Source organism: Kitasatospora nipponensis, from assembly GCF_039528135.1.
GTDB lineage: Bacteria > Actinomycetota > Actinomycetes > Streptomycetales > Streptomycetaceae > Kitasatospora > Kitasatospora nipponensis.
The window spans coordinates 1-1,917 of the sequence record NZ_BAAALF010000413.1 but is presented as its reverse complement, the minus strand read 5'-3'; the positions used below and the strand labels follow the sequence as shown (position 1 = coordinate 1,917).

Below are 1,917 nucleotides of genomic sequence, written 5' to 3'. Positions count from 1 at the left end.
GGGCCCGGCCCCCTTTGCGGGCGCCCTGGCGCCTGCGCTGCTTGCCCTCGCGCTTGTCGCCCACCGCCTGTGCGCGGTGCCGCTTCGAGCGCAGCTCGGGGGTCTCGCCAGCGGCGGCCAGGCGCTGGTCCTCCGCCGCCCGGCGTCGCTTCTTGTCGATCGCCAGCTCGGTCGCCTTGCGGGCCGCGCGCTCGTCGGGGGTCTCGTTGATGCGGTCGCCGAGCATGTCGACGAAGTGCACCAGGTCGTCGCGGTACGGGCGCTGACCGGCGGCCAGCACCTTCTCGACCCGGTGCCGCTCGGTGCGCTGCTCGGCGGTCTCGCCGAGCGCGGCGAACTGCGCGTCGCGCATCGCGCGCTGACTGGCGACCAGGTCCTCGTAGGCGATCTGCTCGCGGGCGGCCCGCTGGGTCTCGGTCTCGGTCAGCAGGGTGTGCACCTGCTGGGTGACCTGGGAGGCGATGGTCGAGACCTGCTCCGGGCCCGACTTAAGCCACCAGTCGTTCAGCAGGCGTCCGGCCGGCGCCCAGAACCGCTCGGCTGCCTCGTCCAGGGACGGGACGGCCGGGTCGGCCCCGCCGATCGGGGTCGGGGTGTAGACGGTGGTGTCCGGCAGACCGGCGGTCGGCGGCTCGGACGGCATCGGGGGGATCGAGGTGGTGGTCACCGGTTCCACCCGCCCCGGCGGCCGAGCACGCGGATGAAGTAGAGGGCCACCGCCGCGTCTCCCAGGAGGAGGAGCAAGCAGATCAGCTCGCCAATCATGTGTATCTCCAGGTCAGGTGAGGTGCGCACCCCCGGGTGTGCGGGGGTGCGCACCTGAGCGGTGGTCAGGAGGTGCGGCCGAGCTGGTCGTTGCTGTGGTCGGTCCGGGGGGCGTGGAGCGGCCTCCCGTTGGCCCGGCCCTCGTCGTAGTCCGCGCCGGTCCAGGAGCGGCCGGAGCTGTCGACGTGGTCGGGGGTGTCGGTGCTACTGCTGGGCTTCGACTCGGAGAAGCCGCGGATGAGCGCCATCACCGCTCTCCCGTCGCCGTGCCGGTGACCACCAGGACGTCGCCGTCGATCTCGACCAGCGCGTAGTAGGTCAGGTGGCCGTCGGGGCTGTTCGGGCCGTCGGAGGTGCGCACCGAGCGGCACCAGTCGGCGCGGATCAGCAGGCCGAGCTCCCGGGCGCTGATCGGCTCGGTGGCGGACCAGCTGTTGCTGGTGGTCGGGCGGACGTTGCCGATGATCGGCAGGAGCCGGAGGGAGGCGCTCACTTCTGGCCGCCCTTCAGCAGGGCGCGGAGGAACGCGCGGCCGGCCTTGGTCAGGTCGGTGGGGGTAATCGGGGGGATGGAGGGAGGCGGCGTACCGTTTGCCATGACTGGCTCCTCGGGCTGGTCGGCCCCTGCCCGGAGCTGTGAGAGGTGTACGGGCAGGGGTTGTGACGAAGGACTTGCGACAACCGGGTACCTAGGTACTACGCTGTGGTACCGAAGTACTACAGCAGTTTGTAGCAGCCTTCTGGCAGTCGGTGCAAGGCCCCTGACTGCCCGTCACTACTGAGGAGCGATCAAATGACTGATCCCGTCGGATACCAGGCAATTGCGGATCACTACCGCCGACTCATCGCAAACCGGGTCATCGTGGACGGGCAGAAGCTCCCGTCGGTCCGCAAGCTCGCTGAGGAGTGGGGCGTCGCCACCAAGACCGCCCAGCGGGCCCTGACCACCTTGCGGATGGAGGGTTGGGCGCAGCCCGTTCCCGGACTCGGCTACGCGGCCGCGTTCCGCCCGGACCAGGTCGCCACCCTGCGGGTCGCGGTCAACGGGAGCCGCCAGCGCGGCGAGCAGTACGCCAGCGACGATGAGGTGGTGATCCTCTCGGCCGGGATGGAACAGACCGGTGGTGGCGAAGCTGACGTGCTCGGCATCGAG

Annotated in this window: 4 protein-coding genes; 1 reads left to right on the top strand and 3 read right to left on the bottom strand. The window is 70.8% G+C overall.

The genetic code is table 11. The features are described from left to right. The 3 genes from ABD323_RS40760 to ABD323_RS40750 all read right to left on the bottom strand — a co-directional run. Nucleotides 1-667 (bottom strand): hypothetical protein (locus ABD323_RS40760; RefSeq protein WP_344447157.1); only part of this gene is annotated, 667 nt, incomplete at its 3' end. A gap of 163 nt (nucleotides 668-830) precedes the next feature. Further along, on the bottom strand, nucleotides 831-1,013 hold the full coding sequence (locus ABD323_RS40755) for a hypothetical protein (RefSeq protein WP_184926024.1): 183 nt from the start codon (nucleotides 1,011-1,013) through the stop codon (nucleotides 831-833). Beyond that, a complete protein-coding gene (locus ABD323_RS40750) occupies nucleotides 1,013-1,258 on the bottom strand; it encodes a hypothetical protein (protein ID WP_184926027.1) in 246 nt (81 codons plus the stop codon). Before ABD323_RS40750 ends, ABD323_RS40755 begins: the two co-directional genes overlap by 1 nt. A 299-nt stretch (nucleotides 1,259-1,557) precedes the next feature. Between ABD323_RS40750 and ABD323_RS40745 the strand changes: the two genes are divergently transcribed. Continuing rightward, nucleotides 1,558-1,917: GntR family transcriptional regulator (locus tag ABD323_RS40745; protein ID WP_344447156.1), on the top strand; the 360-nt coding region annotated here is incomplete at its 3' end.